Genomic DNA, 22,090 nt, shown 5'->3' with positions numbered 1-22,090 from the left:
ATCGAGTTTGCTGAGCCTGTCAGCCGTTTTTTTGCCCATGGCCTAGCCTGCCAGGGTGTATTGCATAACTGGCCGCTGCCTGCGGCGAAGAACAAGAGGAATGACTGTGCATAACGTCGTGATCAGTGGTACCGGCCTCTATACCCCGGCAAACAGTATTTCCAACGATGAGTTGGTCGAGTCGTTCAACGCCTTCGTCCAGCAATTCAATGCCGACAACGCCGCGGCCATTGCCAGCGGTGAAGTCGAAGCGCTGAGCGAGTCGAGCAGCGGCTTCATCGAAAAAGCCTCGGGCATCAAGAGCCGCTTTGTCATGGACAAGGCCGGCATTCTCGATCCCAAGCGCATGGCGCCGCGCCTACCGGAGCGCAGCAACGAAGACTGGGGCATCCTCTGCGAAATGGCCGTAGGCGCCGCCAAGGACGCCATGGCACGTGCCGGCAAGACTGCCGCCGATATCGACGGGGTGATCGTGGCCTGCTCCAACCTGCAGCGCGCCTACCCGGCGGTGGCGATTGAAGTGCAGGCCGCACTGGGCATCCAGGGTTTCGGTTATGACATGAACGTGGCCTGTTCCTCCGCCACCTTCGGTATCCAGGCTGCGGCCAACAGCGTGCAGCTGGGCCAGGCCCGCGCGATTCTGATGGTCAACCCGGAAATCTGCACCGGCCACCTGAACTTCCGTGACCGCGACAGCCACTTTATCTTCGGTGACGCCGCCACGGCGGTAATCATCGAGCGTGCCGACCAGGCCACCTCGAACTACCAGTTCGATATCGTCGGCACCAAGCTGATCACCCAGTTCAGCAACAACATCCGCAACAACTTCGGCTTCCTCAACCGCTGTGCGGAAGAGGGCGTCGGTGCCCGTGACAAGCTGTTCGTTCAGGAAGGGCGCAAGGTGTTCAAGGATGTCTGCCCGATGGTTGCCGAGCTGATTGCCGCGCACCTGGCCGAGAACAAGCTCAACGTCGGCGATGTGAAACGCTTCTGGCTGCACCAGGCCAACCTCAACATGAACCTGCTGATCGCACGCAAGCTGCTTGGCCGCGATGCCGAGCCAGGCGAAGCACCGGTGATTCTCGATACCTACGCCAACACCAGCTCGGCTGGTTCGGTGATCGCCCTGCACAAATACCAGGAAGACCTGCCGAACGGCGCCCTTGGTGTGCTCAGCTCGTTCGGCGCAGGTTATTCGATTGGTAGCGTGATCCTGCGTAAGCATTGATGGATTACCCGGCCGATCAGGCGCTGCTGGCCCGTCTGAGGGCAGGCGAGCAGAAGGCCTACCGCGAGCTGGTTGCCACCTATCAGGGGGCAATGCGCGCGGTGGCCTTTGCCATTGTTGGCAGCCGTAATGCCGATGAAGTGGTGCAGGACGCCTGGCTGGCCGTGGTGCGCAGCCTCGATGGCTTTCAGGCGCGCTCCAGCCTGAAGACCTGGCTGCTGACTATCACCGCCAACACCGCGAAAACCCGTCTCAAGGGCAATCGCCGTGAAGTGCTGCTCGACGACATTCCCTCGCCCCACGGCAGCATTGGTGATGAGCGATTCAGCTCGGATGGCCATTGGCTGCTGGCGCCGCATGCCTGGCATCACGACTCCCCGGAAGCTCTGCTGGCCGAGGACGAATTACGCGAATGCCTGGAGAAAACCCTGGCCAGCTTGTCCGAGCTGCAGGGCAGCGTGCTGCACCTGCGTGAGCGTGAAGGGTTGGAGTTGGAAGAAATCTGTAATCTTTTGCAGGTCTCGCTCTCCAATGTGCGGGTGCTGCTGCACCGCGCGCGTCTCAAGGTATTCGCCACCTTGGAGCATTTTGAGGAGACTGGCCAATGTTGAGTTGTAAGGAGTTGGTGGCCCACTCCAGTGAATTTATTGATGGTCAGTTGGGCCTGGGTAAACGCATGTCCGTGCGCTTGCACCTGGCGATGTGTCAGCACTGCCGGCGGTTTATCAAACAGATGCGTCTGAGTCAGGCGGTACTGCGCCAACTGCCGCCCGGGCAGAGCGCCGAGCTGGACGCTTTGGCGGCCAAGCTGGCGGAGTTGCGTCGCAACCATTCCTGATCGCCAGGCCGTTGGCCTGGCTAACTTCTCGTTTACTCGGCGTCTTGCGCGGCTTTAAGTGCTTCATAGGCCGGCGCGGCGTAGATGCCGACTTCCACTGCCAGCTCCATCACCCGCGCCAGGTCCGTGCTGTACACCAGTACGGCTTGCAGCTCGTCATCCAGCGGCTCGCTGAAATCCAGCAACACATAACCCTTGGTTTCCGGTGACAGGCTGGACAGTTGCACCTGAATGCGATTTAGCGCTTTTAGCGGCTCGACCTTGGCCAGTTGCTTGGCTTTGAGCACAAAGCTCACCTCTGGTCCGAACGATTCGGTGATCTGCTGGAACAGCGCGTCATAGCTGTCGGCCTGGAACAGCACAGTCTCCGGCAGGCTGCCGACCACCACCCATTCGCCCAGCGGAATGGGGAAGCTGTCGTCGAAATTGATGTCCGGGTTGGCGGCGAGAAACGCCTGCGGATCGGCGTAGGCCTGTGCGGCCTCATCGGCGATGCGCGTGACTTCTTCCGGCAGCATGCAGCCCGAGCTTATTTTGCTGATCAGTTCTTCAAGCTGGGCTTTCATTGGGGTCATCCTGCGGCATCAAAGGGCCGGCAAGGATAGCCGCAAATGGCTGAAAACGCTGCATTTGCGCGTTTTTGTCGACGCGTAAAATGACCATTTTCACCTGCCTTATAACTGCCCGGAATAGAGCCTGTCTGTACGCTACCGTACAGATAAAAAAACAGATTGGATTATGCTGGCGTGTGCAGTTAAGGCTCTGTAGCGAGCGCACATCAATCGCCAGCAGGCCTAAGAAGACCGGAGACAGTGATGTCCATAGCCCCATATCCCCAACAAAACCATCTGCTTGCCACCTTACCCGGTGAGGTGCTGGAGCGCCTGTTGCCGCACCTTGAGTTGGTGGATATGCCGCTGGGCATGGTGCTCTACGAATCAGGCGATACCCTGCGGCATGTGTACTTTCCCACCGATTCGATTGTGTCCCTGCTGTATGTGATGGAAAGCGGTGCGTCGGCGGAAATTTCCGTGGTGGGTAATGACGGGGTGATTGGTGTGGCGCTGTTTATGGGCGGTGAAAGCACCACCAGTCGCGCCCTTGTACAAAGTGCTGGCAGCGCTTACCGGGTACTCGGCAAACGCTTCAAGGAAGAGTTCAACCGGCATGGCGACATGCTGCAGCTGATGCTGCGCTACAGCCAGGCGCTGATTACCCAGATGGCGCAGACGGCGGTGTGCAACCGCCATCACTCGATTGATCAGCAGCTGTGCCGCTGGCTGTTGTTGTCGCTTGATCGGTTGAGGGACAACAAGCTGGCCATGACCCAGGAACTGATCGCCAATATGCTCGGCGTGCGCCGCGAGGGCGTCACCGAGGCCGCCGGCAAACTGCATCGCCAAGGCGTAATTGATTACAGTCGCGGGCTGATCACCGTGCTCGATCGCGCCAAGCTGGAAAGCCTGAGCTGTGAGTGTTACGCCGTGGTCAAGCGCGAAACCGACCGCCTACTGCCTTAAAGCCAGCGCATCCAAAGCCCCAATCTGTTACGCGCGCGGTTAGCCATTTAATGGATTGGCTTGAGTGCCGCAGCGCACAGAGCTTTGCCAAATGCTCAGGCAGACTGCAGCGGCGATAGCGTCAAGCACCGTTGTCGTGCCATGTTTTGGCAAGCGTCGTGCTCGGGACAAGTGAATGTCTGTTAAAGCACCGCTGCAAATCTTCAGCCGTCTGATCGAAGGGCTGCCCAGCAAACAACGCAAACAACTCCTTAATGGCTGCGAACCTGTGGACCTGGTTTTCGGCAACGTGTTGCATGAAGCCAACCAGCCGATTCGCCATGTGTATTTTCCGCTGAGTGGCTTTGTCTCGCTGGTGACCACCCTGGATGGGCATCAGCCGCTGGAGATGGGCCTGATCGGCAATGAAGGCATGCTGGGCGCAACGCTTGCCCTGGGCATTGGCCAGGCGCCCATGCGCGCGGTGGTGCAGGGTTCGGGCAGTGCCTTGCGTATCAGCAGTCAGTTATTCAAGCAGGAGCTGTTGAGTAGCCCGGCGCTGCTACGTGCGCTCAAGCGCTACCTGTATGTGGTGATGACGCAGCTGTCGCAGAGTGCAGCTTGTACGCATTTCCATGAAATCGAGCCACGTCTGGCGCGTTGGCTGCTGATGACCCACGACCGTGCGCATGCCGATCATTTTCACCTGACCCATGAGTACCTTGCCGACATGCTTGGCGTGCGCCGCAGTGGTGTATCGATTGCCGCCGCAGCCATGCAGGCACGCGGATTGATCAGCTATAGCCGCGGTGAGATTCATATCCTTGATCGCGCCGGGTTGGAGCTGGCCGCCTGCGAGTGTTATGCCGCGCTGCAGGCCGACTACCGCGCGCAGTTTTAACCCAGAGTGCCCGTTGTTTGGTAAAGCGTATTGATCGGCGAGCTGATGCCGCTGCGCAGCAGATTGGCAAACTGCTCCGCGCTGACCGGGTGGCTGAATAGAAAGCCCTGGCCTTCGCTGCAGTGATGGCTGCGCAGGAACTCCAGCTGCGCGGTTTCTTCGATCCCTTCGGCGATTACTCGCTGTTTCAGGCTGTTGCCCATGGCGATCACGGCGCTGACGATAATGCCGTTGCTGTTGTGGATGTCCTGCACAAAAGAACGATCAATTTTCAGCACATCGATGGGGAACTGGTTGAGGTAGCTGAGGCTGGAGTAACCGGTGCCAAAGTCGTCCACCGCCAGTTGTACGCCGAGGGTCTTCAGCTGCTGCAGGATCGTGGCGCTGGCCTGGGCGTCGCGCATCAGCACGCTTTCGGTGATCTCCAGTTGCAGGTTGTTGGGTTTAAGGCCGGTGACCCTCAGGGCGCTTTCCACGCTGTCGACAAAGTCCTTGCGGCGAAACTCCAGGGCCGAGATGTTCACCGCCACCGAATCCAGGGCATAGCCGCAGTTCTCCCAGCGTTTGGCCTGGGCGCAGGCTTGCAGCAGCACCCAGCGGCCCAGTGGCACGATCAACCCGCAGGCTTCGGCCACCGGAATAAACCGCGCCGGCAGAATCATGCCCCATGCCGGGTGCTGCCAGCGGATAAGCGCTTCGGCGCTGGTGATTCTGCCGCTGTGCAGGTCGATCTTCGGCTGGTAGTGAAGGATAAATTCGCTGTTTTCCATGGCCGTGCGCAGGTGCGCTTCGATCAACTGGCGTTCAACTGCGTGAACATTCATCTCCTGGCGGAAAAACTGGTAGTTGTTGCGGCCTTCTTCCTTGGCCAGGTACATCGCTGTGTCGGCATTCTTGATCAGGCCTTCGGCATCCCTGGCATCGTTGGGGTAGGTGCTGATGCCGATGCTGGAGGTAATGTGCAGTTGCTGCTGGCCAATGGTGTGGCTCATGGCCAGGACACTGAGGATTTTTTCGGCGGTGCGCGCGGCATCTTCGGCCGAGTGGCTTTCGCTCAGCAGCACCACAAACTCATCACCGCCCAAACGGCTGACCGTGTCAGAGCTGCGCACGCAGTCGCTCAAGCGCAGCGCTACCGCTTGCAGCAGCTGGTCGCCGACGCCGTGGCCAAGCGAATCATTGATGTGCTTGAAGTTATCCAGGTCGAGAAACAGCACCGCCAGGTGGCTGCTGCGGCGCTCGGCCAGAGCGATCGCCTGGTTGATGCGGTCATTGAGCAAGGCGCGGTTGGGCAGGTTGGTCAGGGCGTCATGCTGCGCCAGATGGGCCATCTTTTCGGTCATGGCGTGGGCGGCGGTCATGTCGTGGAAGACCATTACCGCACCCTTGAGGCGCCCGGCCGAATCATGGATCGGCGCGGCGGAATCTTCGATGGCGGACTCGCTGCCATCGCGGCGGATCAGTATCGTGCCGGCCGCCAGCAGTTTGCTCTCATCGTGCTGCAACACCTTGACGATGGGGTTGGCCACCGCCTCGCGGCTTTTATCGTTGACCAGGTGCATCACGCTATCGATCGGCAGGCCATGGGCTTTGTCGAGTTGCCAGCCAGTCATATGTTCGGCGGCGCTGTTGAGGTAGTCGACGTTGCCCTGCAGGTCGGTACTGATTACCGCATCACTGATCGAGTTGAGGGTCAGTGATGCGCGGGCTTTTTCGACGAACAACGCCTCTTCCACCGCCTTGCGCTGGATGATATTGCGCAGCGATTGCGGCACCAGGTAACTGTTGAAGTGGCCCTTGGACAGGCAACCCTGGGCACCACGCTGAATGGCGTCCCAGGTTTGCTGGTCATTCTCCAGGGTGCTCAGCGTGAGGATCGGAATGCTGGAGGCGAGGACGAACAGCTGGTCGAAGGTGGCCAAGCCCTGGCTGTCCGGCAGATCGAGATCAACCATGATCGCGTCGATGGGCTCTTTGCGATGGCTTTCCAGGCGCTGCAGGGCCTGCGCCAGGCTGGTCACCCACTCAATCAGGAACGGGCCGTCCTGGGCTCTATCCAGAACATCTTCCAAGGTCGCGGCGTCGTCACTGTTGCCGGTAATGATCAGAACGCGATTAGCCATGATGCCTATTCCTCCTTGAACAACATTACGCGGTGCGGGTGAGGCGCCTGCGTTGCCGATATGGCGTTAAGCATCGTGGGAGGTGCTGTGTGGTTGCGCGCTCAAAAGCGCAGCCGTGGCGGTGGCGGCTGGTCGTACTGCGGCGCGTTTACCGGCAGGCTGATCCAGCGGTCGTGTAGACGCGCCTTGCTGCTGGTGAGTTCAGTATTCTCTGGTTCCGGTTGCAGCCTGGCGTTGTGCAGGTTGTAGCGCGGCGCCGGTTCTGTGGTTGTCACGTGCTGTGGCGCTCGGCCGAACACTTCTGGCGCAAAGAGCTCGGCAGAGGCGTTGCCAGCCAGCAAGGCTGGCAGGATCAGGGCGATGCTGCTGGCTATCGCGTGGAAGTATCCGAGCCTGTGCATGTCATCTCTCCCTGTTCATGGACGTGCCTCACGTGCCTTCTCCAACGCACAACGTCCGGCCGCGAGCTGACCCGCGCTAACGTCGACAACTGCAATAGGTTTACTGCCCGTTAAGTGAGCTTTCGCTCAGGATGCGCAGCATGGCCAATCAGCGGGCCAAGCCGTTCGGGTGTGGGGGGCGGGTTGGCGCTGGGTTGGTCTGTCCATGGTCACCTCTGAGCAAGTCCCATGTGGGCGCAAATACGGGGGCTGAGTATTAGATACGCTGCTTGCAGGGGACTTGTCAGTGCGCTATCGCACCTAGCGCGCTTCGATATAAAGCCTCTCGGGATTACCCGGTCGGGCTGCTAGACTGGCGCACTTTTCACCGTCCGATCATTTTTGGAGCCTGTTGTGAGCCCGCGTATTCACCCTTTGGCCGGTCAGCCGGCACCTGCGTCCCTGTTGACTGATATCACTGCGCTGCTGGCGGCCTATTACGATCTGCAGCCGGACCTGAGCGTGGCCAGCCAGCGCGTGGCATTCGGCACCTCCGGGCATCGCGGCAGCTCCCTGGCTTACAGCTTCAACCAGGCCCATGTACTGGCGATCAGCCAGGCGATCTGTGATTACCGGGCGGCCCAGGGCATCAGCGGTCCGCTGTTTATCGGCGCCGACACCCATGCGCTGTCACAACCGGCGCTGGACAGCGCGATTGAAGTGCTGGCGGCCAATGGCGTGCAGACCATGATCTCTGCGGGCGGTGAGTTCACCCCGACGCCGGCAATCAGCCAGGCCATCCTGGTGCACAACCAGGGCCGCAGCTCGGGCCTGGCCGATGGCATCGTCATCACCCCCTCGCACAACCCGCCGGACAGCGGCGGTTTCAAATACAACCCCACCAACGGCGGGCCGGCTGACAGCGATATCACCACCTGGGTGCAGAACCGCGCCAATGCGCTGCTTGAAGGCGGCCTGCGCGAGGTCAAGCGCATGCCTTTGGCGCAGGCGCGGCAGGCGGCCAATGTGCAGGAATACGATTACCTCGCCAGCTATGTGAATGACCTGGGCAACGTCATCGACTTCGCCCCGATCCGTGCGGCGGGCCTGCGCCTGGGTGTCGACCCGCTGGGCGGCGCCGGCGTGCATTACTGGGGCCGCATCGCCGAGCAGTACGGCCTCAATTTGGACGTGGTGAGCGAGATTATCGATCCGCAGTTCGCCTTTATGAGCCTGGACTGGGACGGGCAGATCCGCATGGATCCGTCCTCCAGCCATGCCATGCAGCGTCTGATCGGCCTGAAGAACGGCTACGACATCGCCTTTGCCTGCGACACCGACTACGACCGCCACGGCATCGTTGCGCCAAGCGTCGGCCTGTTGCCGGCCAACCACTTCCTCAGTGTGGCCATCGATTACCTGTTCCAGCATCGCCCGCAATGGAGCGCCACAGCAGCGGTGGGTAAAACCCTGGTGAGCAGCGCGATGATTGACCGCGTCGCTGCGCGCCTGGGTCGGCCGATGCAGGAAGTGCCGGTGGGCTTCAAATGGTTTGCCGGCGGTCTGTTCGACGGCTCCCTGGGCTTTGGCGGCGAGGAGAGCGCCGGGGCGACCTTCCTGCGCCGTGATGGCAGGGTCTGGACCACCGACAAGGACGGCATCGCGTTGGCCCTGCTGGCTGCCGAGATGACCGCAGTAACCGGGCGTGACCCTGGCGAGTTGTACCAGGGCCTGAGCGATGAGTTCGGCGCGATTTATGCCGACCGCGTTGATGCGCCGGCCACGCCTGCGCAGAAAAAAGCCCTGGGCAAACTCTCGCCCGCGCAGATCAGCAGCCGTGAGCTGGCGGGTGATGCCGTTACCCAGGTGCTCGACAAGGCGCCGGGCAATGGCGCGGCGATTGGCGGCATCAAGGTGATCAGCGAGGGCGGCTGGTTCGCCGCGCGGCCGTCGGGCACCGAAGACATCTACAAGATCTACGCCGAGAGCTTCCGCGATGCGGCGCACCTGCAGCGCATCTTCAGCGAGGCGCAGCAGATCGTGGATGGGGCACTGGTCGCCGAATAGCAGGGCCGCCGTCGGTGCGATAGCGCACCGACACCTGCCGCTGTGGCGTACAGGATGAAGCAGCGCTTGGGTGCCATGCCGGCACCTGTTGTTCCGGCGTGTTGCAACTCATCAAGGAGAACGCCATGAGCCTGGGTACCATTCTATTGATCGTGCTTGTGCTGTTATTGATCGGTGCCATACCGGCCTGGCCACACAGCAGAAGCTGGGGTTACGGGCCTACGGGCGGTTTGGGCGTCGTGGTGGTGGTGCTGTTGGTGCTGCTGTTAATGGGCCGAATTTAACCGCTACCTGACATGTCCCACGGCCGCTGCGCAGCAAGTGGTTTGCCGCTTTCGCCTGAGTGATTCAGGCGTTAGTCTGCGCAGCGTATCCCCCGCTGTGGTCGCCGCATGTACCGTCTTGATCTGAAAATCCGCCTGCATAACGGTTCTGATATTGCCATTGGCCCCGGCAAGGCCGAGCTGTTGGCGGCTATCGCCCAGCACGGTTCGATCAGCGCCGCCGCGCGCGCCATGGGCATGTCCTATCGGCGCGCCTGGCTGTTGGTGGAAACCATGAACCGCAGTTTCAAGCAGCCGTTGGTCAGCACCCTGGCCGGCGGCAAGCAGGGCGGTGGCACCCAGCTCACCGCCACCGGCGAGCTGATTCTGCAGCGCTACCGCGCCCTCTGCGCCGCCGCCCTGGCAGCAGTGCAGAGTGGTTGCGACGAGCTGGCCGAACTGCTGGCCGAGCCACCCGCTAACAGCGACCTATAACTCAATCCGCAAGCGATGCGCCGCGCCATCCAGGGCGACTTTTAATGGCCCTTGCGGGCAAGTGATGGGCTGCTCGTCCAGCCAGGCTTGGCGAATGCCCTGGCTGCGTTGCGCCGGGTTGCTCAGCTCAATCTGGTAGTGGCTGCCAGCCAGGGCGATACGTGCGCTAAAGCCCGGCCAGTCGGGAGGGATGCAGGGGTTGAGCAACAGCCAGTCACCCTCGCGGCGAATACCGAGAATTCCTTCGACGCCGGCGCGCTGCATCCAGCCGGCTGCGCCGGTGTACCAGGTCCAACCGCCGCGCCCATTGTGCGGCGCCACTGCGTAAACATCGGCGGCCAGTACATAAGGCTCGACCTTGTAGCGCTGGCAGGCCTCAGGGCTGTTGCCGTGGTTGATCGGGTTGACCAGATCAAACAGGTCGAACGCCTGCTTGGCCGAGCCGAGCTGGCAGTACGCCAAAATCGCCCACATCGCCGCATGGCTGTATTGCCCGCCGTTCTCGCGCAGGCCCGGCGGATAACCCTTGATATAGCCAGGCTCCAGCGGGGTTTTGTCGAACGGCGGGGTGAACAGCAGGGCGATGCCATCGTCCTCGCGAATCAGCTGGCGTTGCATGGCAGCCATGGCCATGTTCGCCCGCAGCGGATCGGCGCTGGCGGACAGCACCGCCCAGGACTGGGCAATCGAGTCGATCCGGCATTCGCTGCTTTGCACCGAGCCGAGCCAGGTGCCGTCATCGAAGGTCGCGCGGCGGTACCACTGGCCATCCCAAGCATAGGTTTCCAGCGCCAGGCGCAGCTGCTCAGCATGTGCGCGCCAGCGTGCTACGCGGGCGCTGTCATACGCCTCGGCGTAGGGGGTGAACAGCGCAATGGTGCGCAGCAGTAACCAGCCGAGCCACACACTTTCGCCCTTGCCGTGCTCGCCAACGCGGTTCATGCCGTCGTTCCAGTCGCCGCCGCCAATCAGCGGCAGGCCCAGTTCGCCGGTCAGTTGCAGGCACTGGTCGAGGCCGCGGGCGCAGTGCTCGAACAGCGAAGCCGGCGCATCGGCCTGCATCGGCTGGAAGAACGCGTCATGTTCGCCAGCGGCCAGCAGCGGGCCTTCGAGAAAGTCCAATTGCTCATCGAGAATTGCCGCATCGCCGCTGCACTGGATGTACTGCGCAGTGGCGTAGGCCAGCCACACCCGGTCATCGGAGATGCGCGTGCGCACGCCCTGGCCGGAATGCGGCAGCCACCAGTGCTGCACATCGCCTTCGATAAACTGACGGCTGGCGGCGCGCAGGATATGCCCGCGGGTGATCGATGGGCTGGCAAAGGTCAGCGCCATGCCATCTTGCAACTGGTCGCGGAAGCCGTAAGCACCGCTGGCCTGGTAGAACGCCGAGCGCGCCCAGACGCGGCAAGCCAGGGTCTGATAGAGCAGCCAGCCGTTGAGCATGATGTCCATGGCGCGGCTTGGCGTTTGCACCTGCACCGCGCCGAGTACGCGCTGCCAGTGCGCTTGCACCTTGAGTAGCACCGCGTCCAGATCGGCCTCGCGGTACTGCGTTATCAAGGTGCTGGCCTGCTGTTCGCTGGCGCATTGGCCGAGGAGCCAGAGCACTTCCACGCTTTCCCCTGGCTGCAGTTCCAGCTGGCATTGCAGCGCGGTGCAGGGATCGAGCCCCGCACCCAGGCTGCCGCTCAGTGGGGCAAGGCGGGCGAGGGCGGCGGGTTGCGTGAGGTTACCGTTACGCCCGATAAACTCGCTGCGATCCGCCGTCCAGCTGCTTTGCCGGCCGCCCAGGTCGCTGAATGCGCTGCGCCCGGTAAAGGCGATGCTCCATGGGTTGCGGACCAGAACGGCACCGGTGGCGCTGTCCTGCTGACTGACGATAAACGGCGCGCTGGCTGCCCGCGTGCTGCCCAGCACCCATTCGGCATAGGCGGTCACGCTGAGGCGGCGTGGGCGGCCGGAGAGGTTACGCAGGGTCAGGCGGGAGATTTTGATCGGGTCGTCCAGCGGCACGAACTGCAGCAGCTCCATGGCAATGCCGCTTGCCTGATGGCTGAAGCGGCTGTAACCAAAGCCATGCCGCGCTTCATAGTGGCCGCTGTCGCGCAGCGGTTGGGCGGTGGGACTGAACAGCGCCAGGCTGTCTTCGTCACGGATATACAGGGCTTCGCCTGGCGGGTCGCTGACGGGGTCGTTGGACCAGGGTGTGAGCTGGTTTTCCCGGCTGTTGTCGGCCCAGGTGTAGCCGCTGCCTTCGGCCGAGACCTGAAAGCCGAACTGCGGATTGGCGATCACGTTGATCCACGGTGCCGGGGTGTTGCTCCAGGCGTCCAGGCGCACCACGTACTCGCGGCCATCCAGATCGAAACCGCCCTGGCCGTTGGCAAACTCCAGCGGGCTTGGCGGCGCTGCGTGGAATACCGGCAGGGGTTGCGCGCTGTGGTTGCTGGCGCTTGCCGGGACGGGGCTGGGGCAGGCCGGGATACGGGCCAGTTGTTCGGCAATGGGGCCGCGATGCGCCACCAGCAGCACCCTGGCGACGGCCTGCAGGCGTTCGCGGTATTCACCGCTGAGCAGGTCGGCGCGCAGCACGAATACCGCGCCCTGCGCCAGTTCGGCGGTAAAGCGTGGGCGTGATTGGCTGCTGCGTACGGCAGTTTCAATGGCCACCTGCAGGTCCTGTAGGTAGGAGGAGGCATGCTCGTTGACGATCACCAGGTCCACGGCCAGGCGCTTCATCCGCCAGTATTCGTGGGCGCGCAGCAGTTGCCGCACCTGGGCGATGTCTTCGGCGTCACTGATGCGCAGCAGAACGATCGGCAGGTCGCCGGAAATCCCTTGGGACCACAGCCCGGACTGGCTGCCGAGGCCGCGCAGCAGGCTGGCCGGCGGTGCGCGAAAACGCGAGTCGGCATACAGGATTGGTGCCGCCAGGCGCTGAAAGTCGGCGGCTTCGGCGGCGAGCATGTCGAGGTGGCGCAATTGCACCTGGGCCTGGGTCCAGGCCAGGGTTTTGGCGCGCTCGAAGGCGCTGCGGTCGTGGTGCTTGTCGATCAAATCAAGCAGCGCCTCACGGGTAGGCGCCACCACAGTCCAGAACGCTACACGAGCAATCTTGCCGGGTTCGATCAGCAGACGCTGGCGCAGCGAGAAGATCGGGTCCAGCACCGTGCCGACGGTATTCGATAGGCGCTGGCCCTGGCGGATTACCGCGGCGGCATGCAGTGCACAACTGCGTCCGAGAAACTTCGCGCGGTCGGACTCGTACTGCGGCTCGGCACTCACTTCACCTTCAATCACGGCAAAGTGCGCGGCCCACAGCGACGGTTCACTGGCACTGCGCGGCCGGCGTGTGGCAATCAACGCACCGAAGGCTGGCAGGTACTCGGTGACCACAAACAACTTGGAGAACGCCGGGTGGGCGTTGTCGCTGGCGGCGCTGGCCAGTACCAGTTCGGCGTAGGAGGTCAGTTCGATCTCCCGCGTTACGCGGCCGCTGTTGGTCAACGAGACGCGGCGCACTTCACCGTCGTCCTCGCCGGATACCAGCACTTCCAGGCTGGTGGTGAGATTGCCGTCGTGGCGGCTGTAGCTGGCGTAGTCCTCGGCGAACACCACTTCGTCATAGGGGTTGCTGCTGCTCGGCTGCGCGCCCAGGGACCAGCGGGTGCCATTGAGGGTATCCCAGAGAAAGATAAAGGAGCCGTGCGAGTCGCGGGTGCTGTCTTCTTGCCAGCGGGTGATGGCGATGTCGCGCCAGCGGCTGTAACCCGCGCCGCTGGCGGTGAGCATCACGCTGTACCGGCCGTTACTGAGCAGGTGAGTAACCGGCGGATTGCCGTTGAAGTGGTTCAGTCGGCGTTCGTTGTGCAGCGTGCAGTCGGCTTCTGTGGCGCAGGCGCTGACTTCTTCGGCGCGCGGATGGGCGACCGCGACATTGCGTGGCATGCGTTCCTGCAACAGCAGCTCGCAGGCCTGGATCATCGGTTCACGGTGGAAGCGCGCCCGCATCTGGCCGTCATGCAGGGTGTTGGCAATGGAGACGATGCTCATGCCCTGATGGTGGGCCATAAAATTGCGCACGATGGCGAAGGGTTGCTCATCCGGCAGGCGGGTGCGGGTGAAATCCAGCGCTTCATAGAAACCATAACGGCCCAGGGCGCCCATTTCATTCAGGCGGCGGTAGTTAGCCAGGGCGCCTTGCGGGTCGACCATGGTCGCTAGACCGGTGGCGTAGGGGGCAATCACCCGGTTGGCGGACAAGCCGCGCTTGAGGCCCAGGCCCGGTACGCCGAAGTTGGAATACTGGTAGGTCTGCTCCATGTCGCGGGCGTTGTAGGCCGATTCGGAAATCCCCCAGGGGATGCCCAAATCATTGCCATAGGCGGCCTGACGCGCGACCACCAGGCGGTTGGTCTGCTCCAGCAGGCTGCCGGCCGGCGCGCGCATCACCAGCGAGGGCATCAGGTATTCGAACATCGAGCCGGACCAGGAAATCAGTGCCGAGCCGCTGCCCAGTGGCGTGGCGGTGCGGCCCAGGCGGAACCAGTGACGGGTGCTGACATCGCCCTTGGCGATGGCGAACAGGCTGGCCAGGCGCGCTTCCGAGGCGAGCAGGTCATAGCAGCTGCTGTCCAGGCTGTTGTCAGCCAGGCAGAAGCCAATCGACAGTAGCTTGCGTTCCGGTTCCAGCAGGAAAGCGAAATCCATGTCCAGGGCCATGTTGCGTGCCTGCTCGGCGACGCTGCGCAGCGCGTCGTGCAGGGTTGTGCGTTGGCTATCCGTCAGCTCGGTATCCTGCTGCAGATCGCCCAGGGCCTGGGTGAGGGCCTGCAGCCAGAACAGCAGTTCCCCGGCCTGGTTATCCGTGTCGAGTGGGGCGAAGCCGCTGGCCAGCTGCGTGGCTTTGTCACTCAGGCGCAGCAGGGCTGGCAGCAAGCTAAACAGCGGCTGCGCGCCATTCAGGTCGGCTTCGATCTGTTGCAGTAATTCGTGCAGTTGTTGGCTGCGTTCGCTACTGGCAGTCGGCAGGGCCGCCAGCGCCGCCAGCGCGGTGCGGGCCAGTTGCAGGTTGTCGTCGATACCCTGGCGGGCGTCCGCACTTACGGGGGCTTTCAGCCATTCTTCGCAGGCATTGGCCACCACCAGTAGGTGGCCGGCTAGGTTGCCGCTGTCCACTGATGACACATAGGCCGGCGCCAACGGGCGCAAATCCTCGGTGTCGTACCAGTTGAAGAAGTGCCCGCGATGGCGCTGCAACTGCGCCATGACTGCCAGCGTGGCCTGCAGGCGGGTAATGGTGCGCTCGGTGCCGGCCCAGCCGAAATCACGTGAGGCAATGGCAGAGAGCAGGTACAGGCCCATATTGGTGGGTGAGGTGCGGTGGGCAATAACCGGCTTGGGATCTTCCTGAAAGTTATCCGGTGGCAGCTGGTTGTCGGCTGGGGTGACGAAGGTTTCGAAGAAGCGCCAGGTACGCCGGGCAATCAGGCGTAGCTCGTTGCGTTGCGTCGGGTCGATCAGCAGGCGTTTGGCTATGCGTGGCGAACGACTGACCAGCATGGCAATTGCCGGCGCGCTAAGCCAGAGCAGGGCGAAAGGCAGCACCAGCGGCCAGATGGCCGGTGACCAAAGCACGGCCAGAGCGCACAGCAGTAGACCTAGTACAGTGCCGCCGGCCATGCCGCAGTAGAAACCCAGCAGTTTCAAGCGCGGGCTGATCGCCGCCTGCGCGGCGGTGGTCCATTCCAGCAGGTTACGCCGGGTGATCAGCAGGCGGGTCAGGGTACGGCTGATCGCATCGAGCATGCGCCAGCTCTGGTCGGCGAGGAATGTCAGGTTCAGCGCGCTTTGCAGCAGGGCCAACAGCAGGTCATCGCGCAGTTTGCCGAGGTGGCTGCGCCAGCGAATACCGGCGCGTGCCGGCAGCAGGCCGAAGCACAGTGGCAGTAAGGCGGGGATCAGCAGGCTGGCAATCAGCAACAGGCTGGCGCTCAGCGCTGCCGGCAGGGGCAGCAACCAGCTCAGGCCCAGCGCTGCCAAGGTGGCCGGTGCCAGCAGGGAGCGGCGCAGGTTGTCGAGCATCTTCCAGCGGCCGATGCTCGGCAGTGCCGGTTTGCCGTGTAGCGGCCCGAAAATCCATGGCAGCAGCTGCCAGTCGCCCCGCGTCCAGCGGTGCTGACGCTTGCTGGCAACGTCGTAGCGCGAGGGGAATTCCTCGACCACTTCCACATCCGAAGCCAGGCCGGCGCGAGCGAAGACGCCTTCAAACAGGTCATGGCTGAGCAGGCTGTTTTCCCTGACCCGGCCTGCCAGCGCGGCCTCAAAGGCGTCGATGTCGTAGATGCCCTTGCCGGTAAAGGAGCCTTCGCCGAACAGGTCCTGATACACATCGGACACGGCTGCAGCGTAGGGGTCCATGCCGCCGGGACTGGAAAACACCTTCTGGTACAGCGAGCCTTCGCGCTGCAACGGCAGTGATGGGGTCACCCGGGGTTGCAGAATCGCGTAGCCGCCGACCACCCGTTGTAGCTCGGTGTTGAAACGCAGTTGGTTCAGCGGGTGGGCCATCTTGCCGATCAGACGCAGCGCGGCATCGCGGGGCAGGCGGGTGTCGGCGTCCAGGGTGATGACGTAGCGCACCGCGTCCGGTACGCGCTGGCTTAGCCCAGGCACCGGGGTAAAGCTGGTGTCAGTGGCACCGCGCAACAAACGATTGAGTTCATGCAGCTTGCCGCGCTTGCGTTCCCAGCCCATCCAGACGTTTTCACTGGAGTTGAACTGCCGCCGGCGGTGCAACAGGAGAAAGCGACTGCCGGCGATACCAGGCCCGTAGCGCTGGTTGAGCTGGTCGATGGCGGCGCTGGCCAGTTGCAGCAGGGCGTCGTCGCTGGCCAGGTGCTCCTGGTCGGCATCCAGGCCATCGGTGAGCAGGGCGAAGGTCAGGTCGCCGCCATGCCCAGCCAGGTGATGCACCTCCAGACGCTCGATCTGCTCCAACAGATCAGCCTCGCTGCCGAGCAGGGTCGGTACGGCAATCAGCGTGCGCAGGCTGCTGGGCACCCCTTCGCTCAGTTCCAGTCCCGGCAGGCCCATGGCGCCAAAGCTGGAACTGACCGCGCGATTGACCAGCGCGGTGGCCACTTCAGTGGCCGGCAGAAAGCCCAGCACACCCAGCGCCAGCAGCCAGCCGGCCGTGACGCCCTGGCTAGCCAGGCTGTACAGCGCCAGACCCAGTAGCAGGCTGGCCAGGCCAACGATGGCGCCGACGTAGCCGGTCATACCGAGGTGGATATGGCCACGGCTGATGCGCAGGCGCAGCGGCGGACGAAAATCGATGCGCTGCTCCAGCGCCAGGCGGCCTTCGGCGATCAGGTGGTAGCCGGGGTCGCTTGTGCGCGGATCTGCGTTCTGGGTTGCACTGGCCTGCTGTGTAGCCAGCAGCGCTTGTTCGGCAACTTCCAGTTCGCTGCAGCGACTGCCACGGGCCAGTTGCTCGATGGCGCTGCGGTACTGGTTGCGGGTGGCAAAATCCATCGCGGCAAAATCGCTGCGTGCGCCCAGGCGGGCATCCACCAGGCTGACGTTCTCGAATAGCTGCGCCCAGTCGATGGAGGAAATCAGGCGCATGCTGTTGATGATGTTGCGTACCGTAAGGTTGGACGCGCCCTGGCGCTGCTGCGCATGCTGCACCACTTCATCGATGCTGCTGCCCTGCGCGCCGAGGCGCTCTTCCAGCCAGCCCAGTGCCGGTGTGGTGAGCGGGTCATGGTCACGTAGGCGCTTGGCCAGTTGTGCGGCAAACGGCTCGCTCAACGCGGTGCGGGCGCGCTCGTGCAGTTCCCTGTCGAGCGCCGCGTGCGGGGCATCTTTACCCAGCAGGCGGCTGGCCAGGGCGTCGGCGTCGGCCCGTGCGCTGCGCCCGGCGGTCATCTGGTCTGCGAGGCGGCGCAGGTTCTCGATCAGCACGATGCGTAGGGTGATCGCCACGGCCCACAGCTCGCCGATGGTCAGCGGTTGCACCTGCTGATAGGCGACGATGAAGCGCTGCAGGATGTCCGGGTCGAAGTGGCTGTCGGTGTGGGCGATAAACGCCCAGGCCATGCCCAGTACCCGTGGATAACCGGCAAAGGGACCGCTGGCGAGTTTCGGCAGTTGGCGGTAATAGCCCGGCGGCAGGTCATCGCGGATCTCGCGAATCTGCTCTTCAACCAGGTGATAGTTGTCCAGCAGCCACTCGGCTGCCGGTACCACGCCACGGCCGTTGGCCAGTTCCGCAGCACTGGCGCGGTAGGCCGCAAGCAATACCTTGGCGTTGTCGTTCAGCCGGCGATGCAAGGACAGCACGGCGGGCGGCTTGCTGCTGATCGGTTGGGCAGCGGCCAGGGTGTAGGCGTGTTGTTCGAGGCGTTCGATGCCGAACAGTTCTTCGCGTACCGGGGCGTGATCAAGCCATGGCGAGGGTGCAGCGGCATGGCTGAATAGAGCAGAAAAGACGGAGGTCATAGGGCGCGGTTCCAGCCATCATTGGCATGCGCGATGGGCGTCGAGGTGCGAGGCCCATCTGAGAAACCGCGACAGCGGACCTACGAAGTCACGATTGCCTTGCCCCTGTTGCTTCGCCGTGCTGATTTTGCATATTGGCCGCAGACGCTGGTGTGTCCGGTCAACACCCAAGACCCGGGTACCGCGATGGCGAAGTAAACCTGCACCATCGGGAAGAATGCTGTCGCAGCATTGTCGTCACCCTACAGCACGCTGCTGGCTGGCGTCTGTTCGCTAGCGGACATAGGCACAAATGTGTCGACGTTTAGCGAAGTTGGGCTTCGGCGAGGGTCAGGCTGCGCGGAATAAGCGATGCATCCCAGTGCTGGCTGGCCCAGCGCAGCAGTTCGGCAGGCTGGCCATGGGGGGCGCCGTCCGGCAACGGCTGGCCAAGCGCACGCAGGGCGCGAATCAGCAGTGGAGTGGCCTGATCGGCCGGTAGCGGTGGCGAGCGGTAGGATTTGCCGAGCTTGTGGCCATCGGGCTGGATAATCAGCGGTACATGCAGATAGCGCGGTTGCGAAAAGCCAAGCAGCTCCTGCAGGTACAGCTGGCGCGGTGTGGAGTCGAGCAGGTCTGCGCCGCGCACTATATCTGTGATGCCCTGCCAGGCATCGTCGAGCACCACAGCCAGTTGGTAGGCATACAGGCCATCGCGGCGGCGAATCACAAAGTCACCGACCTCGCGGCCCAGGTGCTGGCGGTAGTCGCCTTGTACGCGGTCGACAAAGTGGTAAGTCAGCTCCGGCACGCGCAGGCGAATCGCCGCATCGGCAAAGCCGTGGCCGGCATTGCGGCAAGTGCCAGGGTAGATGCCCTGAGTGCCTTCCAGTTGCTTGCGTGAGCAGGTGCAGGCGTAGGCCAGGCCCTGGCTGAGCAGACGTTCGACCAGTGCAGCGTACTCGCCGTGACGATTACTCTGGCGCACCAGTTCGCCATCCCATTCGAAGCCATAGCCTTCGAGAGTGCTGAGAATGCCTTTTTGGGCGCCGGCGACTTCGCGTGGCGGGTCGAGGTCTTCCATACGCAGCAGCCAGCGACCATTTACCGCGCGTGCGTCAAGGTAGGACGCAAGGGCGGCGACCAGTGAACCGAAGTGCAGGTAACCGCTCGGGGTGGGGGCGAAGCGGCCGATATAAGCAGGTGTGTTCATGTCTGGCACACACAGGGAGGCAGAAACAACAGAGGGTGCCGAAGCACCCTCTGGGTCAGATCAGGAACCGATCTGTTTTTCTTTGATTTCCGCCAGGGTTTTGCAATCGATGCAAAGGGTGGCGGTGGGGCGTGCTTCCAGTCGGCGGATGCCGATTTCTACGCCGCAGGAATCGCACCAGCCGTAGTCGTTGTCTTCGATCAGTTGCAGGGTTTCGTCGATCTTCTTGATCAGCTTGCGCTCGCGATCACGGGCACGCAGTTCCAGGCTGAATTCTTCTTCCTGGCTGGCGCGGTCCGCTGGATCGGGGAAGTTGGCTGCTTCGTCCTGCATGTGGTGCACAGTACGATCAACTTCCTGCATCAATTCCAGCTTCCACTTGTTGAGGATGCCGGTGAAGTGGGCGCGCATCGGCTCACCCATGTATTCCTCGCCCTTTGTTTCTTTATAGGGCTCAAAACCACGAGTCAGTTGGCTGCTTTTTGCTTTTGCTTTGGTGGGCATGGATGACCGCCTCTCACTCTCTCTAATCCACTGCGCAGGACGGTGTCCCTTGCCGATCCTACGTCGCGTAGAACTGGCCCTGCGGCTGCAAGCGGGCGAACTTACCAGAACAACTCAGCCTGCGCCACTCCCGGTTGTCGAAGCTGCGTTGGGTATGCTTTAGAATCCGCGGCTTAATCCAGACCAAGGCAGTCCCATGGCTCAGTCCTACAGTGCGCGCAGCCGCGCCATAGAACCTTTTCACGTGATGGCGCTGCTGGCCCGTGCCAATCAGCTGCAGGCCGACGGCCATGATGTGATCCACCTGGAAATTGGTGAGCCGGATTTCACCACCGCCGCGCCGATTGTTGCCGCCGGGCAGGCGGCGCTGGCCGATGGGCACACCCGTTACACCGCCGCGCGCGGCCTGCCGGCCCTGCGTGAGGCGATTTCCAGTTTCTATGGCCAGCGTTACGGTCTGGATATCGATCCGCAGCGCATTCTGATCACCCCGGGCGGCTCGGGCGCCTTGCTGCTGGCCACCAGCCTGCTGGTTGACCCCGGCAAGCACTGGTTGTTGGCCGATCCCGGTTACCCCTGTAATCGCCACTTTCTGCGCCTGGTCGAAGGCGCGGCGCAGCTGGTTCCGGTTGGCCCTGATGTGCGTTATCAGCTAACGCCCGACCTGATTGAGCGTTATTGGGATCAAGATAGCGTCGGCGCCTTGGTGGCTTCGCCGGCCAACCCCACCGGCACCTTGCTTAGTCGCGACGAGCTGGGCGGGCTGTCTCAGGCGTTGAAAGCGCGCGGCGGGCATCTGGTGGTGGATGAGATCTACCACGGCCTGACCTACGGTGTAGACGCTGCCAGCGTGCTGGAAGTGGACGACGATGCCTTTGTGCTGAACAGTTTTTCCAAGTATTTCGGCATGACTGGCTGGCGCCTCGGCTGGCTGGTGGCACCACCGGCCGCCGTGCCGGAACTGGAGAAGCTGGCGCAGAACCTCTATATCAGCGCGCCGAGCATGGCTCAGCATGCAGCCTTGGCGTGTTTCCAGCCGCAGACCCTGGAGATCCTCGAACAACGCCGCCACGCGTTTCAGCTCCGTCGCGATTTCCTCCTGCCAGCGTTGCGTGAACTTGGCTTCAAGATCGCTGTGGAGCCGGAGGGCGCCTTCTATTTATATGCCGACATCAGCGCCTTCGGCGGTGATGCCTTTGCCTTCTGCCAGCACTTTCTGGAAACCGAGCATGTGGCCTTTACCCCTGGCCTGGATTTCGGCCGCTACCAGGCCGCGCAGCATGTGCGCTTTGCCTACACCCAGGATTTGCCGCGTCTGCAGCAGGCGGTGGATCGCATCAAGCGTGGTTTGAACAGCTGGAAGCCCCATGCAGTTTGATCCGCCTCTGGAAGAAGGGCGCCTGCTACGTCGCTACAAGCGCTTTCTCGCCGATATCGAGACCGCCAGCGGGGAGCTACTGACCATCCACTGCGCCAATACTGGCTCGATGCTCAATTGCATGAGCGAGGGCGCGCGTATCTGGTTCAGTCGCAGTAACGACCCCAAACGCAAGCTACCGGGCACCTGGGAGATTGGTGAAACGCCGCACGGTCGTCTGGCGGTGATCAACACCGGGCGCGCTAATGCCCTGGTGGAAGAGGCCCTGCGTGCCGGGCTGATCGCCGAGCTGAACGGCTTTACCAGCCTCAAGCGCGAAGTGCCTTACGGCCAGGAACGCAGCCGTATCGACTTTCGCCTGGACTACCCCGCAGGTGCGGCGTTCGTCGAAGTTAAGAGCGTCACCCTGGGGTTCGCCGACAGCCGCGTCGCCGCCTTTCCCGATGCGCGCACCGAGCGTGGCAGCAAACACCTGCGTGAATTGGCGGCACTGGCCCGTGAAGGGATTCGCGCGGTGCAGCTGTATTGCGTGAACCTAACGGACATTGATGCGGTGCGCCCGGCCGAGGAAATCGACCCGGCCTATGCCGCTGCTTTGCGTGAGGCGGTGAGCGCCGGTGTGGAAGTGCTGGCTTACGGCGCGGCGATCAGCGCGCAGGGTGTGCAGCTGATCAAGCGTCTGGATGTGCGGTTGTAGGAACGGGGCTTTCCGTT

The 22,090-nt window shown here is 62.7% G+C and carries 16 protein-coding genes; 10 read left to right on the top strand and 6 right to left on the bottom strand.

Annotated elements, in window-relative coordinates; all coding sequences use genetic code 11:
• Nucleotides 1-106 precede the first annotated feature (106 nt).
• The 3 genes from CUR33_RS11400 to CUR33_RS11390 are packed head-to-tail and all read left to right on the top strand — an operon-like array spanning nucleotide 107 to nucleotide 2,066.
• Nucleotides 107-1,228 carry a beta-ketoacyl-ACP synthase III gene (locus CUR33_RS11400; protein ID WP_289239769.1) on the top strand — a complete coding sequence of 374 codons (1,122 nt, stop codon included), beginning with the start codon at nucleotides 107-109 and terminating at the stop codon, nucleotides 1,226-1,228.
• A complete protein-coding gene (locus CUR33_RS11395) occupies nucleotides 1,228-1,839 on the top strand; it encodes an RNA polymerase sigma factor (protein ID WP_289239699.1) in 612 nt (203 codons plus the stop codon). Before CUR33_RS11400 ends, CUR33_RS11395 begins: the two co-directional genes overlap by 1 nt.
• The gene (locus tag CUR33_RS11390) at nucleotides 1,833-2,066 is read left to right on the top strand and encodes an anti-sigma factor family protein (protein ID WP_090251613.1); all 234 of its coding nucleotides are present in this window, start codon (nucleotides 1,833-1,835) and stop codon (nucleotides 2,064-2,066) included. Before CUR33_RS11395 ends, CUR33_RS11390 begins: the two co-directional genes overlap by 7 nt.
• A 32-nt stretch (nucleotides 2,067-2,098) precedes the next feature.
• Here CUR33_RS11390 and CUR33_RS11385 read toward each other — a convergent pair whose 3' ends face one another.
• Nucleotides 2,099-2,632 (bottom strand): hypothetical protein, encoded by a 534-nt coding sequence (locus tag CUR33_RS11385; protein WP_289239698.1) that lies wholly within the window; start codon nucleotides 2,630-2,632, stop codon nucleotides 2,099-2,101.
• 249 nt (nucleotides 2,633-2,881) lie between these two features.
• On the opposite strand from CUR33_RS11385, the gene CUR33_RS11380 reads away from it, so the two are divergent.
• Nucleotides 2,882-3,586 (top strand): Crp/Fnr family transcriptional regulator, encoded by a 705-nt coding sequence (locus tag CUR33_RS11380; RefSeq protein ID WP_160088215.1) that lies wholly within the window; start codon nucleotides 2,882-2,884, stop codon nucleotides 3,584-3,586.
• A 175-nt stretch (nucleotides 3,587-3,761) separates the two neighbouring features.
• Complete coding sequence (locus tag CUR33_RS11375) at nucleotides 3,762-4,466, top strand: Crp/Fnr family transcriptional regulator (protein WP_160088213.1); 705 nt, start codon at nucleotides 3,762-3,764, stop codon at nucleotides 4,464-4,466.
• Here the strand turns inward: CUR33_RS11375 and CUR33_RS11370 are convergent.
• Entirely contained in the window at nucleotides 4,463-6,589 is a 2,127-nt protein-coding gene (locus tag CUR33_RS11370) for a putative bifunctional diguanylate cyclase/phosphodiesterase (RefSeq protein ID WP_289239697.1), read from the bottom strand. The two genes, CUR33_RS11375 and CUR33_RS11370, sit on opposite strands and share 4 nt — an antisense overlap.
• Before the next feature lie 101 nt (nucleotides 6,590-6,690).
• Nucleotides 6,691-6,990, bottom strand: a complete 300-nt coding sequence (locus tag CUR33_RS11365) for a hypothetical protein (RefSeq protein ID WP_289239696.1) — start codon at nucleotides 6,988-6,990, stop codon at nucleotides 6,691-6,693.
• Between the two features lie 393 nt (nucleotides 6,991-7,383).
• Here CUR33_RS11365 and pgm point away from each other — a divergent pair, with 393 nt between their 5' ends.
• The 3 genes from pgm to CUR33_RS11350 all read left to right on the top strand — a co-directional run bounded on the left by pgm (nucleotide 7,384) and on the right by CUR33_RS11350 (nucleotide 9,794).
• Nucleotides 7,384-9,036: a phosphoglucomutase (alpha-D-glucose-1,6-bisphosphate-dependent) gene (pgm, locus tag CUR33_RS11360; protein ID WP_289239695.1), complete on the top strand. Its 1,653-nt coding sequence runs from the start codon at nucleotides 7,384-7,386 to the stop codon at nucleotides 9,034-9,036.
• 125 nt (nucleotides 9,037-9,161) lie between these two features.
• The gene (locus tag CUR33_RS11355; protein ID WP_090251631.1) at nucleotides 9,162-9,320 is read left to right on the top strand and encodes a DUF3309 family protein; all 159 of its coding nucleotides are present in this window, start codon (nucleotides 9,162-9,164) and stop codon (nucleotides 9,318-9,320) included.
• Between the two features lie 108 nt (nucleotides 9,321-9,428).
• Entirely contained in the window at nucleotides 9,429-9,794 is a 366-nt protein-coding gene (locus CUR33_RS11350; protein ID WP_289239694.1) for a winged helix-turn-helix domain-containing protein, read from the top strand.
• Here the strand turns inward: CUR33_RS11350 and CUR33_RS11345 are convergent.
• The 3 genes from CUR33_RS11345 to dksA form a co-directional block, all read right to left on the bottom strand.
• Nucleotides 9,789-18,302 carry a GH36-type glycosyl hydrolase domain-containing protein gene (locus tag CUR33_RS11345; RefSeq protein ID WP_289239693.1) on the bottom strand — a complete coding sequence of 2,838 codons (8,514 nt, stop codon included), beginning with the start codon at nucleotides 18,300-18,302 and terminating at the stop codon, nucleotides 9,789-9,791. The two genes, CUR33_RS11350 and CUR33_RS11345, sit on opposite strands and share 6 nt — an antisense overlap.
• A 304-nt stretch (nucleotides 18,303-18,606) precedes the next feature.
• Nucleotides 18,607-19,494, bottom strand: a complete 888-nt coding sequence (gene gluQRS, locus CUR33_RS11340; RefSeq protein WP_289239692.1) for a tRNA glutamyl-Q(34) synthetase GluQRS — start codon at nucleotides 19,492-19,494, stop codon at nucleotides 18,607-18,609.
• A 60-nt stretch (nucleotides 19,495-19,554) separates the two neighbouring features.
• Nucleotides 19,555-19,998, bottom strand: a complete 444-nt coding sequence (gene dksA, locus CUR33_RS11335) for an RNA polymerase-binding protein DksA (RefSeq protein WP_090251641.1) — start codon at nucleotides 19,996-19,998, stop codon at nucleotides 19,555-19,557.
• Between the two features lie 196 nt (nucleotides 19,999-20,194).
• Here dksA and CUR33_RS11330 point away from each other — a divergent pair, with 196 nt between their 5' ends.
• The gene (locus CUR33_RS11330) at nucleotides 20,195-21,376 is read left to right on the top strand and encodes a pyridoxal phosphate-dependent aminotransferase (protein ID WP_289239691.1); all 1,182 of its coding nucleotides are present in this window, start codon (nucleotides 20,195-20,197) and stop codon (nucleotides 21,374-21,376) included.
• Nucleotides 21,366-22,073 carry a DNA/RNA nuclease SfsA gene (sfsA, locus tag CUR33_RS11325; RefSeq protein WP_289239690.1) on the top strand — a complete coding sequence of 236 codons (708 nt, stop codon included), beginning with the start codon at nucleotides 21,366-21,368 and terminating at the stop codon, nucleotides 22,071-22,073. The genes CUR33_RS11330 and sfsA overlap by 11 nt, the downstream gene beginning before the upstream one ends.
• The last annotated feature ends 17 nt before the right edge of the window (nucleotides 22,074-22,090 follow it).

Source organism: Pseudomonas sp. FEMGT703P (genome assembly GCF_002786345.1).
GTDB lineage: Bacteria > Pseudomonadota > Gammaproteobacteria > Pseudomonadales > Pseudomonadaceae > Aquipseudomonas > Aquipseudomonas peli.
Note: the sequence above shows the minus strand (reverse complement) of the source record. Positions and strands in the feature narration are given on the sequence as shown.

Bases quoted from the DNA above. Each gene is read 5' to 3' on its own strand.
- dksA (WP_090251641.1), bottom strand. From the start codon at position 19,998: ATGCCCACCAAAGCAAAAGCAAAAAGCAGCCAACTGACTCGTGGTTTT.
- CUR33_RS11395 (WP_289239699.1), top strand. From the start codon at position 1,228: ATGGATTACCCGGCCGATCAGGCGCTGCTGGCCCGTCTGAGGGCAGGC.
- CUR33_RS11330 (WP_289239691.1), top strand. From the start codon at position 20,195: ATGGCTCAGTCCTACAGTGCGCGCAGCCGCGCCATAGAACCTTTTCAC.
- sfsA (WP_289239690.1), top strand. From the start codon at position 21,366: ATGCAGTTTGATCCGCCTCTGGAAGAAGGGCGCCTGCTACGTCGCTAC.
- CUR33_RS11370 (WP_289239697.1), bottom strand. From the start codon at position 6,589: ATGGCTAATCGCGTTCTGATCATTACCGGCAACAGTGACGACGCCGCG.
- CUR33_RS11390 (WP_090251613.1), top strand. From the start codon at position 1,833: ATGTTGAGTTGTAAGGAGTTGGTGGCCCACTCCAGTGAATTTATTGAT.
- CUR33_RS11350 (WP_289239694.1), top strand. From the start codon at position 9,429: ATGTACCGTCTTGATCTGAAAATCCGCCTGCATAACGGTTCTGATATT.
- CUR33_RS11345 (WP_289239693.1), bottom strand. From the start codon at position 18,302: ATGACCTCCGTCTTTTCTGCTCTATTCAGCCATGCCGCTGCACCCTCG.
- CUR33_RS11355 (WP_090251631.1), top strand. From the start codon at position 9,162: ATGAGCCTGGGTACCATTCTATTGATCGTGCTTGTGCTGTTATTGATC.
- CUR33_RS11365 (WP_289239696.1), bottom strand. From the start codon at position 6,990: ATGCACAGGCTCGGATACTTCCACGCGATAGCCAGCAGCATCGCCCTG.
- CUR33_RS11380 (WP_160088215.1), top strand. From the start codon at position 2,882: ATGTCCATAGCCCCATATCCCCAACAAAACCATCTGCTTGCCACCTTA.
- CUR33_RS11375 (WP_160088213.1), top strand. From the start codon at position 3,762: ATGTCTGTTAAAGCACCGCTGCAAATCTTCAGCCGTCTGATCGAAGGG.
- gluQRS (WP_289239692.1), bottom strand. From the start codon at position 19,494: ATGAACACACCTGCTTATATCGGCCGCTTCGCCCCCACCCCGAGCGGT.
- CUR33_RS11385 (WP_289239698.1), bottom strand. From the start codon at position 2,632: ATGAAAGCCCAGCTTGAAGAACTGATCAGCAAAATAAGCTCGGGCTGC.